At 71.3% G+C, this 14,113-nt stretch carries 12 protein-coding genes; 5 read left to right on the forward strand and 7 right to left on the reverse strand.

Annotated features, from left to right (window positions below; all coding sequences use genetic code 11):
- Positions 1-885: a protease HtpX gene (gene htpX / locus Q7W82_RS15150; RefSeq protein WP_242160758.1), complete on the reverse strand. Its 885-nt coding sequence runs from the start codon at positions 883-885 to the stop codon at positions 1-3.
- A gap of 104 nt (positions 886-989) precedes the next feature.
- Here htpX and gluQRS point away from each other — a divergent pair, with 104 nt between their 5' ends.
- The 3 genes from gluQRS to phaR all read left to right on the forward strand — a co-directional run bounded on the left by gluQRS (position 990) and on the right by phaR (position 3,438).
- On the forward strand, positions 990-1,916 hold the full coding sequence (gene gluQRS / locus Q7W82_RS15155; protein WP_242160759.1) for a tRNA glutamyl-Q(34) synthetase GluQRS: 927 nt from the start codon (positions 990-992) through the stop codon (positions 1,914-1,916).
- Between the two features lie 61 nt (positions 1,917-1,977).
- Complete coding sequence (locus Q7W82_RS15160) at positions 1,978-2,718, forward strand: beta-ketoacyl-ACP reductase (RefSeq protein ID WP_160945973.1); 741 nt, start codon at positions 1,978-1,980, stop codon at positions 2,716-2,718.
- Positions 2,719-2,925: 207 nt separating this feature from the next.
- The gene (gene phaR, locus Q7W82_RS15165; protein ID WP_019797456.1) at positions 2,926-3,438 is read left to right on the forward strand and encodes a polyhydroxyalkanoate synthesis repressor PhaR; all 513 of its coding nucleotides are present in this window, start codon (positions 2,926-2,928) and stop codon (positions 3,436-3,438) included.
- A gap of 580 nt (positions 3,439-4,018) precedes the next feature.
- Here phaR and Q7W82_RS15170 read toward each other — a convergent pair.
- The 6 genes from Q7W82_RS15170 to Q7W82_RS15195 form a co-directional block, all read right to left on the reverse strand.
- Positions 4,019-4,999, reverse strand: coding sequence for a TraB/GumN family protein (locus Q7W82_RS15170; protein ID WP_242084584.1), 981 nt, complete (start codon positions 4,997-4,999; stop codon positions 4,019-4,021).
- 13 nt (positions 5,000-5,012) lie between these two features.
- Entirely contained in the window at positions 5,013-5,942 is a 930-nt protein-coding gene (locus Q7W82_RS15175; RefSeq protein ID WP_242160851.1) for a DUF1684 domain-containing protein, read from the reverse strand.
- Positions 5,942-7,822, reverse strand: coding sequence for a DNA mismatch repair endonuclease MutL (gene mutL, locus Q7W82_RS15180; RefSeq protein ID WP_160945971.1), 1,881 nt, complete (start codon positions 7,820-7,822; stop codon positions 5,942-5,944). Before mutL ends, Q7W82_RS15175 begins: the two co-directional genes overlap by 1 nt.
- Positions 7,823-7,956: 134 nt before the next feature.
- The gene (locus tag Q7W82_RS15185) at positions 7,957-9,537 is read right to left on the reverse strand and encodes an N-acetylmuramoyl-L-alanine amidase (RefSeq protein WP_242160760.1); all 1,581 of its coding nucleotides are present in this window, start codon (positions 9,535-9,537) and stop codon (positions 7,957-7,959) included.
- An 80-nt stretch (positions 9,538-9,617) separates the two neighbouring features.
- Positions 9,618-10,100 (reverse strand): tRNA (adenosine(37)-N6)-threonylcarbamoyltransferase complex ATPase subunit type 1 TsaE, encoded by a 483-nt coding sequence (gene tsaE / locus Q7W82_RS15190; RefSeq protein ID WP_242160761.1) that lies wholly within the window; start codon positions 10,098-10,100, stop codon positions 9,618-9,620.
- The gene (locus Q7W82_RS15195) at positions 10,097-11,584 is read right to left on the reverse strand and encodes an NAD(P)H-hydrate dehydratase (RefSeq protein ID WP_242160762.1); all 1,488 of its coding nucleotides are present in this window, start codon (positions 11,582-11,584) and stop codon (positions 10,097-10,099) included. Before Q7W82_RS15195 ends, tsaE begins: the two co-directional genes overlap by 4 nt.
- A gap of 23 nt (positions 11,585-11,607) precedes the next feature.
- Here Q7W82_RS15195 and queG point away from each other — a divergent pair, with 23 nt between their 5' ends.
- On the forward strand, positions 11,608-12,735 hold the full coding sequence (queG, locus tag Q7W82_RS15200) for a tRNA epoxyqueuosine(34) reductase QueG (RefSeq protein WP_242160763.1): 1,128 nt from the start codon (positions 11,608-11,610) through the stop codon (positions 12,733-12,735).
- Between the two features lie 26 nt (positions 12,736-12,761).
- Positions 12,762-14,102, forward strand: a complete 1,341-nt coding sequence (xseA, locus tag Q7W82_RS15205; protein WP_242160764.1) for an exodeoxyribonuclease VII large subunit — start codon at positions 12,762-12,764, stop codon at positions 14,100-14,102.
- The last annotated feature ends 11 nt before the right edge of the window (positions 14,103-14,113 follow it).

Here is a 14,113-nt window from a genome sequence, read left to right on the forward strand (position 1 = left end):
TCAGCTCACAGTTGCGTTGACCTGCGCGGCGCGCAGGGTGGCGATGCGCTCGGCCAACGGCGGGTGACTCATGAACAACTTGCGCAGGCCCTGCCCCAGGCCGCCGGCGATGCCGAACGCCTGCACCTGCGACGGCAGCGTGCTCTGGCCATGGTTGAGTTCCAGCCGCTGCAGCGCGGCGATCATCTTGCCGCGGCCGGCCAGGCTGGCGCCGCCGGCGTCGGCGCGGAACTCGCGGTAGCGCGAGAACCACATCGCGATCATGGTCGCGAACAGGCCGAACACCAGTTCCAGCACCATCACGATCGCGTAGTAGGCCAGGCCGCGGCGGCCGTCGCGGCTGCCCGACAGATAGCTGTCGACCACGCCGCCGACCACACGCGCCAGCACGATCACGAAGGTGTTGAGCACACCCTGCAGCAACGCCATGGTCACCATGTCGCCGTTGGCGATATGGCTGATCTCGTGGCCCAGCACCGCCTCGGCCTCGTCCTCGGTCATGTTCTGCAGCAAACCCGTGGAGACCGCGACCAGGGCGTTGTTGCGGTTGGCGCCCGTGGCGAAAGCGTTGATCTCCGGGCCGTCATACACGGCGACCTCGGGCATGCCGATGCCGGCGGCCTGCGCCTGGCGCTGGACGGTCTGCAGCAACCAGCGCTCGGTGTGGTTGCGCGGCTCGGTGATGACCTGCGCGCCGGTGGCGCGCTTGGCCATGAACTTGGACAGCAGCAGCGAGACCAGCGAGCCGCCGAAGCCGAAGATCGCGGCCATCACCAGCAGGCCGCCCATCTGGTTCGGGTTGACCCCGAACACGGACATGACAATGCCGGCCAGGACCAGCACCGCCAGGTTGGTGATGAGGAACAGGACGATGCGATTGAACATGTGAGCGTGGGCTCCGCACTGATTAAATGGTCGGGATTGGCTCGAATCTGCGGTGTCGGCCGCTTGAATTCAAGCACGTACCTGACCGAGGATTCAGCTTGTCCATGTCTCCACCCCCCTACCGCGGCCGCTTTGCGCCCTCGCCCACCGGCCCGCTGCACCTGGGATCCCTGCTCGCCGCCTTCGGCAGCTGGCTGCTCGCGCGTCACGCCGGTGGCCAATGGTTGCTGCGCATCGAGGACGTGGACCGCCCGCGCAGCGTGCCCGGCGCCGCCGCGCGGCAACTGGCCAGCCTGCGCGCCTGCGGCCTGGAGGCCGACGGGCCGGCGCTGCGGCAGAGCGAGCGCGACCCGGTGTACCGCGACGCGGCGCAGCGACTGCTGCAGGCCGGCCTCGCCTTCCCCTGCAGTTGCAGCCGCAGCGACCTGGCGGCGCAAGGCGGCGTGCACCATGCCTGCGTCGCCAGCGCGCCGCGCCCGCAGCCGGCCATCCGCCTGCGCGTGCCGCCCGGCGCGGCCAGCGTGGTCGCCTTCGACGACGCCCTGCGCGGCCGGCTGACCCAGGACGTCCATGCCGAGGTCGGCGACGTGGTGCTGCTGCGCGCCGACGGCTGCTGGGCCTACCAGTTGGCGGTGGTGGTCGACGATGCCGCGCAAGGCATCACCGACGTGGTGCGCGGCGCCGACCTGCTCGACTCCACACCGCGGCAGATCCTGCTGCAGCGCGCACTGGGCCTGCCGACGCCGCGCTACCTGCACCTGCCGCTGCTGCTCGGCGCCGACGGCCGCAAGCTGTCGAAATCGCACGCGGCGCTGCCGCTGGACGATGCCGACCCGCTGCCGGCGCTGCGCCTGGCCTGGGCGACGCTGGGCCAGCCGCCGGCGGCGTTGGCGGGCGCGGGTTCGGTGCCGGCGCTGTTGGCCGCGGCGCTGCGCGCCTTCGACCCGGCGCGCCTGTCCGTGCAGGACCGAGGGGTGGACGATGCGGCGCAGGTGGCGGCTGCTATCCCCAGCGACACTGAGGCTGACTAGAATCGGACCCTCGGCCGCGGTGCGGCCCCCACTTTCCTTTTCTTCATCCGGAGCGACATCCATGACATCACGCGTTGCGCTGGTCACCGGCGGCACCGGCGGCATCGGAACCGCGATCTGCGAGCGGCTGGCCGCGCAGGGCCACCGTGTGGCCAGCAACTACCGCGACCAGGCCAAGGCCCTGGCCTGGCAGCAACGCATGCGCGAGCGCGGCCATGACGTGGCCATCGTTCCCGGCGACGTCGCCTCGCCCGAACATGCGCAGGCCCTGGTCCGCGAGGTCGAACGCCAACTCGGCCCGGTCGAGATCCTGGTCAACAACGCCGGCATCACCCGCGACACCACCTTCCACAAGATGACCGCCGAGCAATGGCACGAGGTCATCAACACCAACCTCAACTCGGTGTTCAACGTCACCCGCCCGGTGATCGAGGGCATGCGCCAGCAGCGCTGGGGCCGGGTCATCCAGATCAGTTCGATCAACGGCCTCAAGGGCCAGTACGGCCAGGCCAACTACGCCGCGGCCAAGGCCGGCATGCACGGCTTCACCATTTCGCTGGCGCGCGAGAACGCCAGCTACGGCATCACCGTCAACACGGTCTCGCCGGGCTACGTCGCCACCGACATGGTGATGGCGGTACCGGAGGAAGTCCGCGCCAAGATCGCCGCCGACATTCCCACCGGGCGCCTCGGCAAGCCGGAGGAGATCGCCTACGCGGTGGCCTTCCTGGTCGCCGAGGAAGCGGCATGGATCACCGGCTCGAACCTGGACATCAACGGCGGCCACCACATGGGGTGGTGAGCGGCTGAACCGGTCAGCCGGCGGTCTTGGGCGCGAGGTAACGCTACCGTCCAGCTGCAGCCAGCGCAGCGGCGCGGCCCTCGCTGGCTGCAAATGCTGCGCAGCATGATTTTTATGCTGCACCCGCGTGTTCAGGCAGGAACGGCGGTTGCAAGCCCTGCTGCGCTGCGCCATGCTGCGCGTCTACCGTCACAGAGCGACCGCTTCATGGCTGAGATTCGCATCATCAAGAAGTATCCCAATCGCCGCCTCTACGACACCGAGATCTCCAGTTACATCACCATCGAAGACGTCCGCCAGCTGATCATCGACGGCGAAGAATTCGAAGTCCGCGACGCCAAGACTGGCGAAGACCTCAGCCGCGCGGTGCTGCTGCAGATCATCGCCGACCAGGAACAGGACGGCGAACCGATGCTGTCCACGCAGTTGCTGAGCCAGATCATCCGCTTCTACGGCGACTCGCTGCAGGGCTTCATGGGCAACTACCTGGAGCGCAGCATGCAGGTGTTCCTCGACCAGCAGCAGCAGTTCCGCCAGCAGATGGGCAATCTGCTGGGGCAGACCCCGTGGACCATGATGAACCAGCTCACCGAGCGGAATCTGGAGTTGTGGCAGGAGTTCCAGCGCAACCTCGGCGCCGGCTTCGGCCGCCCGACCGCCGGCACCAGCAAGCCCGGCGAACCGCCGGCCGGCGCGGCCCCGAAGTCGCGTCCGCGCTGAGGTCTGCGAGCGGGGCGGGTTCGGCGGAGCGCTTCGCGCCTTACCCTCACCCCAACCCCTCTCCCGGCGGGAGAGGGGCGTGCTCTCCCTTCTCCCATCGGGAGAAGGTGCCCCGCAGGGGCGGATGAGGGTCGGGCGGAGCCTAGCGGATTCGATTCGGCGGGACGCTTCGCGCCCTACCCTCACCCCAACCCCTCTCCCGGTGGGAGAGGGGCTTGGCTCTTCCCTTCTCCCATCGGGAGAAGGTGCCCCGAAGGGGCGGATGAGGGTCGGGCGAAGCCTAGCGGATTCGATTCGGCGGAGCGCTTCGCGCCGGACCCTCACCCCAACCCCTCTCCCGGTGGGAGAGGGGCTTGCTCTCCCTTCTCCCGTCGGGAGAAGGTGCCCCGAAGGGGCGGATGAGGGTCGGGCGAAGCCTAGCGGATTCGATTCGGCGGGACGCTTCGCGCCCTACCCTCACCCCAACCCCTCTCCCGGTGGGAGAGGGGCGTGCTCTCCCTTCTCCCATCGGGAGAAGGTGCCCCGCAGGGGCGGACGAAGGTACGGCCGCACGCTGATAGGCGTGGGACGCGCGTTTGACTCAGCGCGACCTCGCCGGCTTGCAGCTCGCGCAGATCCGCTCGACCTTGTAGCCACGCGCGCGCAGGCCGTCGACCACGCCGTCCGGCCCCAGCAGGTGCAGCGCCCCGACCACCACCAGGGTGTCGCCGCCGCCGTCCTTCAGGCGCTGCTCCAGGCGCGGCAGCCAGGCCTGGTTGCGCTCCACGTCGATGCGCTGGTACAGCCGCGGGTAGTCGCGCTTCATCTGCGCGCCGATCTCCTGCCACAGCTGGCGCTCGTCGCCGCGGCGCCAGGCATCGTGCAGGCGCAGGGTCTGCGCCGCGCCCTGCTCGGCGTCGCCCAGCGCCTCGATCAGCATCTGCTTCTGCTCCACCGGGTCCATGCCGTCGAGCAGGTCGATCTGCGCCTGTGCGGTCTCCAGGCCCTCGGCGGTCTTGCCGTCCTGCAGGGCCAGGGTCATGAAGTGGCGGTCCAGCCCGGCATCGGCCTGCAGGCCCTGCGCCTTCATGTCGGCGATGCTGATGCTGAGGCCGACGAACCACGGTTCGAAGCCGCTCATCTGCGCCAGCGGCAGGCCGTGGCCGGCGGCGTAGCGGCGCAGCCGCTCCCACGTCGCCGGGTCCAGGTCGTCCTGCAGCCGCTTGCCGTCGTGGCGCTGCGCGGCCTGCAGCATCTGCGCGCCCAGTTGCGGCGCGTCCACGTCCTTCGGCGCCAGTTCGAACAACAACCGCGGCGACGCCGCATAGGCCGCATCGACCTCGCGCGCCAGCGGATAGTCCTCCGCCTTGAGCATGTGGAACGAGCCCAGCAGGTACAGCGTGCCGCGCGGGCCGCTGACCTTCCACAACAACGGCGTGGGCGGCGCCACGGCGGGCGCAGCGGCGGCGGGTGCGACAGGCGTCGCGGCCACCGGCGGCGGCGTGCGGGCCAGTGCCGGCAGGGCCAGGCACAACGACAGCCCCAGCAGCAGGCGGCGCAACGGGCGCGGGAATGGGGTCATCGGCATCCTCGGTTCAATGGGCGGCGTCGTAGGCCTTCTCGCCGGCGTCCACCGCCAGGTCGAGGCGGTTCTCCGGCGGCGGCAGCGGACAGGTGGCGAATGGGGTGAACGCGCATGGCGGGTCGTAGGCGCGGTTGAAATCCAGCACCACGCTGCCATCGGCCGCGGGCGGGTCCACGTCCAGGAAGCGCCCGGCCGGGTAGCTACCGTGGCCGCTGGTGCGGTCGGCGAACACCACGAACAGCGGCTGGCCGGGTTCGCCGATCGCCTGCAGGCGGTAGCGCTTGCCGCCGCGCTCGAATTCCAGCGCGCCGGGATTGGGCGACGGCGTGGTGACGCCGATGATGTCGACGATGGGCAGGGTCGTGCCCGGCGGATTGGGTACGAAGCGCCCATACACCCGCCAGGATTCGGCCAGCGGCCAGTACGGCACGCCAGTGAAACTGAGCCGGGTCGGCGCATCGGCGTGCTTGACCCGCAGCGCGTAGCGGCCGCCGCGCTCGATCAGGCTGAGTTTGCCCTTGCCGTCGTCGAAGTCGACCACCGTCGGCTGCGGATCGTGGTCGCTGTACAGACGAATCCGCCCCTGCACCGGCGCACCGGCGACGCTGAGGCCGGCGCCACGCTCCGGGGTCAGGTACACCGCGCGTTGCACTTGCGACACCAGCGCCATCCGCGCCGGCCCCACCGCCAGGCGGATACCACTGTCCGGGCCGCTGCCGATGTAGTGGTCTTTCAATTCCAGCCAGTGCAGGCCGACCAGGCTGGTCCAGCCGTCCGGCGCTTGCAGCTCGCGCTGGCGCTGCGCGCGCCAGGCCTGTTCTTCAGACACGAACTGCGCGTCCATCGCCTTCGGCGCGGCCGGCGCCGGCGCCTGCTTGCCGCACCCACTCAAGGCGACCAGCGCTGCCAGCAGCGCCGTCGTCCACACCCGCTTGTCCATCATCGCCCCCGCAAGAACCAACGATCGATCTCGCCCAGGGTGAACCGCGCCCAGGTCGGACGCCCATGATTGCACTGTCCGGAGCGCTCGGTGGCTTCCATGTCGCGCAGCAAGGCGTTCATTTCCGGCACGGTGAGGCGGCGGTTGGCGCGTACCGCGCCGTGGCAGGCCATGGTCGACAGCAGCGCGTCGCGCGCGCCGGCGACGCGGCCGCTGTGGCCATGTTCGCGCAGGTCGGTGAGCACGTCGCGCAGCAAGGCCTCGGGCTCGGCCTGTGCCAGCAAGGCCGGAATGCTGCGCACGTGCAGCGATTGCGGCCCACTGCGGGTGACCTCGAAGCCGAGCGCGGCAAGCGTCTCCGCCTCGCGTTCGGCGGTATCGGCATCGCGCTCGCCGACCGCCAGGGTGATCGGCACCAGCAGCGGCTGCGCGTGCAGGCCGATGCCGTCGTGTGCGGTCTTCAAGCGCTCGTAGCCGATGCGTTCGTGCGCGGCGTGCATGTCGACCACGATCAGGCCGTCGGCGTTCTCGGCCAGGATGTAGATGCCGTGCAACTGCGCGATGGCGTAGCCGAGCGGCGGCACGCCGCTGTCGGCGGCGGTCGGCGGCAGGCCGCCGGCCGGGTCCTGGGTCTGCCGCGGCAGGCCGGCGGCGCTTCCCGCCTCCGCGGCAGGCGCGTACAGCGCCGCATACGCGGCCGGCGCTTCTTCCACGCGCAAGCCCAGCGGCGATTGCGCCGGACGCCACTGCGCGCCGTAGCCATAGCCCGGCGCGCCGCCGCTCGCGCCACCGCCGCCACTCGGCATGCCTGTGGGCGCCCAGCCAGCGGTGCCCGCGGCCGGCACGGCTGCCGCCGCGTCAGCGCCGAGCGTGCCGGGCAGGCTGCCGGCGCGGGTCTGCGCCAGCGCATCCTGCAGCGTGCGGTAGACGAAATCGTGGATCAGCCGTGCGTCGCGGAAGCGCACCTCGTGCTTGGCCGGATGCACGTTGACATCGACCCGCGCGGGTTCCAGCTCCAGGAACAGCACATAGGCCGGCTGGCGGCCATGGAACAGCACGTCGCCGTAGGCCATCTTCACCGCATGGGCGACGCTGCGATCGCGTACCGAGCGGCCATTGACGTAGAGGTACTGCTGGTCGGCACTGGCACGCGAGTAATGCGGCTGTGCGATCCAGCCATGCAAGCGCAGGCCGGCGCCACTGTGGTCCACCCGCAACGCCTGCTTTGCGAAGTCCTCGCCCAGGGTCTCGCCCAGGCGCGCATCCGAATACAGATCGCCGGGCTTGTAGCGCCGCGACGGCTTGCCGTTGTGCGAGACGCGCAGCTCCACGTCCGGCCGCGCCAGCGCCAGCGAACGCAGCCACTCCTCGATGTGGCCCAGTTCGGTGCGCTCGGCGCGCAGGAACTTGCGCCGCGCCGGCACGTTGTAGAACAGCTCGCGTACCTCGACCAGCGTGCCCTGCGGCAACGCCCGCGGCTGCACCTCGCCGACCTTGCCGCCGTCGACCTGCAGGGCGGCGCCGTGTTCGTCGCCGGCACGGCGCGAGGCCAGGGTGAAGCGGCTGACCGAAGCGATCGACGGCAGCGCCTCGCCGCGAAAACCCAGCGTCCCCACCGATTCCAGGTCGTCCAGCGAGGCGATCTTGCTGGTCGCATGCCGCGACACCGCCAGTGGCAGTTCCTCCGGCGCAATGCCGCCGCCGTCGTCGCGGATGCGGATCAGGCGCACGCCGCCCTCTTCCAGGTCGATGTCGACGCGGTGCGCGCCCGCGTCCAGCGCGTTCTCCACCAGTTCCTTGACCACCGAGGCCGGACGCTCGACGACTTCGCCGGCGGCGATCTGATTGATCAGGATCTCGGGCAGCTGACGGATGCTCATGCTGTCGTCGCGCTCAGCACGCGCGGGCGCGCAGCGGTCTTGGCGACGGGACGAAAACGACAGCAGGGAAAGGACATCGGCACGGCTCGCGGCGCGGACGCCGTCATCGAGGATCAGCCGTGAATGATAGCGCCTCAGCGGCTCCCGCCGGCCACGGTGCTGGCCGCTTCCGCCTCGGCCTGCGCGCGCGCGGCGAACAGCGTGCCCGGCGGCGGCTGCCGGGTGAAGAAGGTGCTGACGCCGTCGAGTACGGCGCTGGCGATGCGGCGCTGGTAGGCCGGATCGGTCAGCCGGCGCTCTTCGTCCGGGTTGGAGATGAAGGCGGTCTCGACCAGCATCGCCGGCATGTCCGAGGTGCGCAGCACCGCGAAGTTGGCGCGCTCGATCTCGGGCTTGTGGTTGTTGCCGATCCGCTTCAGCCCGCCGAGCACATGCCCGGCCGCGTCTTCGGAGGCCTTCATGTGGCCGCTCTGGGCCAGGTCCAGCAGGACGTTGGCCAGGGTGCTGTCGGTCTTCTGCAGGCGCACGCCACCGATCAGGTCGGCGGCGTTTTCCTTGTCCGCCAGCCAGCGCGCGCGTTGCGACGAGGCGCCCTTGGTCGACAGCACGTACACCGAGGAACCGGTCGCGCTGCGGTTCTCGGCCGCGTCGGCGTGGATCGAGATGAAGATGTCGGCCTTGGCCGCACGCGCCTTCTGTGCGCGCATCGGCAAGGGAATGAACACGTCCGTGGTACGGGTCATGTAGGCCTTCATGCCCGGCGTGGCATTGATCTGGCGTGCCAGTTCACGGCCGATCGCCAGGGTCACGTCCTTCTCGTGCTTGCCGGTCGGGCCGCTGGCGCCCGGATCCTGGCCGCCGTGGCCGGGATCGATGGCCACGATCAGCGGACGCATGCCCGGCGCCATCTTCACCCGCGACGCCGCGCTCGGCATCACCGGGCGCGCCTCGGCGGCCGCGGCCACCGCGGCGTCGTCGTCCGCATCGTCCCGCTCGGAGGGCGCATTCGCCGGCGGCGCGACTGCCGTGGGGGCCGGGGGCGGTACCACGCCAGGCGCGGGACGGCCGGGCACCACCGCGACAGCGCTCGGCGTGGGAGCAACCACGGTCTGCGCGGGCGTGCTCGTCACGGGCGGCGGCACCGGGGCCGGCGCTGGCTGGCTGGCACGCTGTACCACCGACGAGGTCAGCGCCGCGGTCGCGCGCGCCGCTTCGGCCCGCGCATCCACTGCCGGCTTGGGCGCGGGGACAGGCGCGGCCTGAGGCATCGGGGTCGCGGCTGCCGGCGCCTCGCCAGCCACCGCCCTGCCCGCCGGCGCCTCGCCCGGCCACTCGATCACCAGCACCGAACTGCCGCCGACGGTCTGCATCTGCGGCTTGAACGCCACCACCGAGCTGCTCAGGTCGAACACGATGCGCAAGGTACCCGGCACCGGATGCCCGGTACGCACCGCGCTGACCACGCCGCCGCCGGCCGGCAGCTTCAGGCCCTTGGCGGCGGAGGAATCGGGAAGATCCACAACCAGACGGTTGGGATTGGCCAGCGACAGCGTGCTGAAGCCGCCACTGCCCTGCAGGCGGATCTCGGCACGGGTGCCGGTGGCGCCGTTATCGAGCGAGACCGACTGCACCTGCCCAGCGAACGCCGTCTGCGCCGCCAGGCACCAGCCTGCGGCAGCGGCGAAACTGGCGAAAAAACGGGTCCCCGGGCGCATAACGCGATTCAAACATCGCCAGAAGCCAAAGGCAAGCGGTTTTCCCTTAATAATCCATAACCTGCCTTCACTTTCTAGCGTCAGCCGGCAAAAAGTCCCTGCAAGTCGGCCTGTTCGGCCACCCGTGCCAGCCAGGCGGCACCCGCGTCGGTACGCGCCTGCAGGGCCACGTTGCGCCCATCGCCACGCACCGCCAGCCGCACGTCCAGATCGGCAGGGGCCAGCACGTCGCCGCCGCGCTCGGGCCATTCCACCAGCCACAGCGTGGCCCCGCCCTCGTCCAGCCCAAGGAAATCCAGTTCGCCGGCCGCGCCGATGCGGTACAGATCCAGGTGCCAGGCCTCGCCATCGGCCAGCGGGTAGCGCTCGACCAGGGTGTAGGTGGGGCTGCGGATCGCGCCCTGCACGCCGAGCGCGCGCAGCAGCGCCCGCGCCAGGGTCGATTTGCCGGCACCCAGATCCCCGTGCAGATGCACCGAGGCCTGCGCCGGGCGGGTGGCGGCCAACGCGCGGCCGAGGCGTTCGGTGGCCTCGCTGTCGGGCAGGAACAAGGCGACACTCATGGGGCGGATTCCGGATTGGACAGGCGCCGCAGCGCCGGCAACAGATCGGTGGGCAGCAGCCCGCGCTGGCCCGCGGCAGCGGCGTGGTCGCCGGCACCGGCATGCAGCAGGGCACCGACGCTGGCCGCCTCGAACGCCGGCAGGCCTTGTGCGCGCAGCGCGGCGACCACCCCGGTCAACAGATCGCCCATGCCGCCGACCGCCATGCCGGGATTGCCGGCGGCGATCACCCGCGGCGTTTGCCCAGGCGCGGCGACCAGGCTGCCGGCGCCCTTCAGCACCACCGCGGCCTGGTAGCGCTCGGCCAATGCCGCGGCGGCCGCGAAGCGATCGCGCTGCACCTCGGCGGTCGCGAGGCCGAGCAGGCGCCCGGCCTCGCCCGGATGCGGGGTCAGCACCGCCTGCGGGACGGGCCGCGGCGCCTGCGCGAGCAGGTTCAATGCATCGGCGTCCAGCACCAGCGCACGGTCTTCGTCGGCCAGCACTGCCTGCCATAGCGCCTGCGCCCAGGCGTCCTGGCCCAGCCCGGGACCGAGCGCGACGACGCTGGCCTTGCGCAGCAACGGCGCCAGCGCCGTCGCCTCGTCGACCGCATGCGCCATCGCCTCCGGACAGCGCGCCAGCAGCGGCGCCACGTGCGGGCTGCGGGTCGCCACGCTGACCAGGCCGGCGCCGCTGCGCAGGGCCGACTCGGCGCTGAGCATCACTGCACCACCGCTGCCGAGGTTGCCGCCGACGCACAGCACGTGGCCGGAATCGCCCTTGTGGCTGTCCTGCCGACGCGGCGCCAGACGGCGGCGCAGGGCACCGACAGTCCAGGCCTGCGCACGCGGCGCGCAATCGGCGAACGCGGCGGCAGGCACCTCCAGCGTCGCCAGTGCCCGCTCGCCGACGTGATTCAAGGCCGCACCGGTATGCAAGCCGGCATGGGCGACGATGAACTGCAACGTCAATGTCGCCGGCAGCACCGCGCCGGGCACGTTGCCGGTCTCGGCGTCCACGCCGCTGGGCACATCCAGCGCCAGCACCGGCGCGCCGAGTCCGCCGAGCGCACCGAGCAACGCCGCCAATTCGGCATCCGGCGCGCGATTGAGTCCGATGCCGAGCAGCGCATCCACCACCACGTCGGCCGGCGCCAATGCCGCGTCGAACTCCTCAATACGCCCGCCGACACCGATGTAGTCGGTGCAGGCGCGCTGCGCCAGCGGCGATTGCGGGCCGCGCCCGGGCAACTGCAGCACCCGCACCTGGCGCCCGGCGCGATGCGCCAGCCGCGCCAGCACGTAGCCATCGCCACCATTGTTGCCGCTGCCGCAGGCCACCAGGAGGCGCTGCGCCTGCGGCCAGCGCTGCAACAGCGTCTGCCATGCGGCCTGGCCGGCGCGCTGCATCAGCGCGTAGCCGTCGCCGCCGAGCAGCGCAGTGGCCTGCGCATCGATGCGGCGCGCGGCCGCGGTGGTGTAGAGATCGAAGCAGTCGTACATGCCCGGGATTCTATACTTGCGCGATGTCCGCCCGTCTCGACATCGCCGACCCCCACGCCGCCGCCGCGCGCATCCGCGCGCTGGCGCGGACGTTCGGCTTCCAGCGCTGCGGCATCGCCGGGATCGAGCTGCAGCAGGACGAGGCGCATCTGCGCGACTGGCTGCAACAGGGCCTGTACGGCACGATGCACTGGATGGCCCAGCACGGCGACAAGCGTTCGCGCCCGGCGGAGCTGATTCCGGGCACGCTGCGGGTGATCTCGGTGGGGCTGGACTATGGCCGCAACGACGACGACGCGGCCTGGGACACGCTGGGCGACGGCGAGCGCGCCTACGTCGCGCGCTACGCGCTGGGCCGCGACTACCACAAGCTGATGCGCAATCGCCTGCAGAAACTGGCCGAGCGCATCCAGGACGAGATCGGCCCGTTCGGCCACCGCGTGTTCGTCGACTCCGCGCCGGTGCTCGAACGCGCCCTGGCGCGCGACGCCGGCCTGGGCTGGATCGGCAAGCACACCTGCCTGATCGACCGCAACGGCGGCTCCTGGTTCTTCCTCGGCGAAATCTACGTCGATCTGCCGCTGCCGATCGACCCGCCGGCCAGCGCGCACTGCGGCACCTGCACGCGCTGCATCGACGTCTGCCCGACCCAGGCGATCGTCGCGCCGTACCGGCTCGATGCGCGCCGCTGCATCGCCTACCTGACTATCGAGCACGACGGCGCGATTCCGGAAGACCTGCGCCCGGCAATCGGCAACCGCATCTTCGGCTGCGACGACTGCCAGCTGATCTGTCCCTGGAACAAGTTCGCCAAGCGCAACGACGAGCCCGACTTCCGCGCGCGCAACGATCTGGACAAGGCCACGCTGGCGCAGTTGTTCGCCTGGGAGGAAGACGAGTTCCTGCGCCGCACCGAAGGCAGCGCGATCCGCCGCAGCGGCCACGAACGCTGGCTGCGCAACCTGGCGGTGGCGCTGGGCAATGCGCCGACCACGCCGCAGGTGCTGGCCGCACTCGACGCGCGCGCCCAGCACTCCTCGCCGCTGGTGCGCGAGCACGTGCAGTGGGCGCTGGCGCAACATGCGCAGGCGCCGACCCGTGGGGCGGCGGCGCCGGCATCACCGACACCGAAAGCGGACGTGCGAGGATAGGCGCCCGTACGCCCTGCACTGCCCGCATGCCCGATCGCGCCGACCAGATCCTCAGCCCCAGCCAGCTCAACACGCTGGCCCGCGACCTGCTGGAGAGCACGTTCCCGCTGGCCTGGGTGGAGGGCGAACTGGGCAACGTCACCCGGCCCTCGTCCGGCCACCTGTACTTCACCTTGAAGGACGCGCGCGCGCAGGTGCGCTGCGCGATGTTCAAGCCCAAGAGCCAGTGGTTGCGGTTCGTGCCGCGCGAAGGCCTGCGGGTGCTGGCGCGCGGGCGCCTGACCCTGTACGAGGCGCGTGGCGACTACCAACTGGTGCTGGACCATCTGGAGGAAGCCGGCGAAGGCGCGCTGCGCCGCGCGTTCGAGGATCTCAAGGCCCGGCTCGCCGCCGAGGGCCTGTTCGCCAGCGAGCGCAAGCGTGCCCTGCCCGGCTTCGTGCGCCGCCTGGCGGTCATCACCTCGCCCAGCGGCGCCGCCGTGCGCGACGTGCTGAGCGTGCTCGGCCGGCGCATGCCGCTGCTGCAGGTGGACATCCTGCCGAGCCTGGTCCAGGGCGACAGCGCCGCGGCGCAGATCGCCGCCCTGCTGCGCCAGGCCGATGCCAGCGGTCGCTACGACGCGATCCTGCTGACCCGCGGCGGCGGCTCGCTGGAGGATCTGTGGGCGTTCAACGACGAACATCTGGCACGCACCGTCGCCGCGGCGATCACCCCGGTGGTGTCGGCGGTCGGCCACGAAACCGACGTGACCCTGGCCGATTTCGCCGCCGATCTGCGTGCGCCCACCCCATCGGTCGCTGCCGAATTGCTGGTGCCCGACCAGCGCGATCTCGGCGCGCGCCTGCGTGCCCAGCACGCCGCGCTGCTGCGCTGGCAGCAGCACCGGCTGCGACAAGCGCAGCAGCGCGTCGACCGCGCCCTGCTGCGCCTGCAGGCGCAGAGTCCGCAAGCGCGCCTGCACCTGCTGCAACGCCGCCAGCACGACATCGGGCGCCGGCTGGCGACGGTGTGGCGGCAGCAGCAGGAACGCCGCCACGCCCAGTTGCGCCATGCCGCCGCAGTGCTGCGCGCCTCGCAACCGCAGCGTCGGCTGGCGATGCTGCGTGTGCGCCTGCTGGCGCTGGGCCGCCGCCCGCAGGCGGCGATGGCGCGGCAGCTGCAGGCCGATGCGCAGCGCCTGCGCGCATTGGCGCGCGCCCTGGAGACGGTCAGCCCGTTGGCCACCGTGGCGCGCGGCTACAGCATCCTGACCCGCGCCGACGACGGCAGCGTGGTGCGCTCGGCGGCGCAGGTCGCGCCCGGCGATCGCCTGCGCGCACGCCTGGCCGACGGCGAACTGCAACTGCGTGCCGAGCGCGCAGACTGATCCCTCCACGC

This window comes from Xanthomonas indica (genome assembly GCF_040529045.1).
Classification (GTDB): Bacteria; Pseudomonadota; Gammaproteobacteria; order Xanthomonadales; family Xanthomonadaceae; genus Xanthomonas_A; species Xanthomonas_A indica.

Coding starts and splice junctions, on each gene's coding strand:
- htpX (WP_242160758.1), bottom strand. CDS start 885: ATGTTCAATCGCATCGTCCTGTTCCTCATCACCAACCTGGCGGTGCTG.
- gluQRS (WP_242160759.1), top strand. CDS start 990: ATGTCTCCACCCCCCTACCGCGGCCGCTTTGCGCCCTCGCCCACCGGC.
- Q7W82_RS15160 (WP_160945973.1), top strand. CDS start 1,978: ATGACATCACGCGTTGCGCTGGTCACCGGCGGCACCGGCGGCATCGGA.
- phaR (WP_019797456.1), top strand. CDS start 2,926: ATGGCTGAGATTCGCATCATCAAGAAGTATCCCAATCGCCGCCTCTAC.
- Q7W82_RS15170 (WP_242084584.1), bottom strand. CDS start 4,999: ATGACCCCATTCCCGCGCCCGTTGCGCCGCCTGCTGCTGGGGCTGTCG.
- Q7W82_RS15175 (WP_242160851.1), bottom strand. CDS start 5,942: ATGGACAAGCGGGTGTGGACGACGGCGCTGCTGGCAGCGCTGGTCGCC.
- mutL (WP_160945971.1), bottom strand. CDS start 7,822: ATGAGCATCCGTCAGCTGCCCGAGATCCTGATCAATCAGATCGCCGCC.
- Q7W82_RS15185 (WP_242160760.1), bottom strand. CDS start 9,537: ATGCGCCCGGGGACCCGTTTTTTCGCCAGTTTCGCCGCTGCCGCAGGC.
- tsaE (WP_242160761.1), bottom strand. CDS start 10,100: ATGAGTGTCGCCTTGTTCCTGCCCGACAGCGAGGCCACCGAACGCCTC.
- Q7W82_RS15195 (WP_242160762.1), bottom strand. CDS start 11,584: ATGTACGACTGCTTCGATCTCTACACCACCGCGGCCGCGCGCCGCATC.
- queG (WP_242160763.1), top strand. CDS start 11,608: ATGTCCGCCCGTCTCGACATCGCCGACCCCCACGCCGCCGCCGCGCGC.
- xseA (WP_242160764.1), top strand. CDS start 12,762: ATGCCCGATCGCGCCGACCAGATCCTCAGCCCCAGCCAGCTCAACACG.